Here is a 459-nt window from a genome sequence, read left to right as displayed (position 1 = left end):
TTTTCTCAAGTAATAATGGATCGTAATGCCTTTGACCACTCTTATGATTATAAAACTTTGAATTTTCGTTATCATTTTCGAAAATAGCTTTTATTTCTGTACCTTCAAATCTTTTGTCATCAACCTCTTTAACTGAAATATCATATAAAGAAGAGTCATTATGATTTAGGATCTTTATTTCATAACAAGAATTCTCTCTTTTTCTTGTTTTAATAATAACTTCTCTACAAAGTTTGAATACTGTTTGCAAACCGATACCAAAGTAACCTGAAGGTTTTGCCCAATCAGGCATGCTTCTTTTAATTTTTTTTATAGATGGTAAAGGCTCAGAACCAACAACTAATATTTTCTTAATATCATTTAGATCCATTCCTGTTGCATAATCTCTTATAATAAAAGCATTATCCTTACCTTTATCTGAGTTAACTTGCTTACAGTTTAATTCAATTTTATATGACC

General features: G+C 28.3%; 1 protein-coding gene. It reads right to left on the bottom strand.

Going from position 1 to position 459, the window contains the following annotated elements:
* Positions 1-459: ATP-binding protein (locus INF68_RS23075; RefSeq protein WP_193525490.1), on the bottom strand; the 459-nt coding region annotated here is incomplete at both ends.

This window comes from Enterobacter cloacae complex sp. P16RS2 (assembly GCF_014982155.1).
GTDB classification, from domain to species: Bacteria; Pseudomonadota; Gammaproteobacteria; order Enterobacterales; family Enterobacteriaceae; genus Enterobacter; species Enterobacter cloacae_M.
The sequence above is the reverse complement of the archived record's forward strand: the minus strand, read 5'-3'. Positions and strand labels throughout refer to the sequence as shown.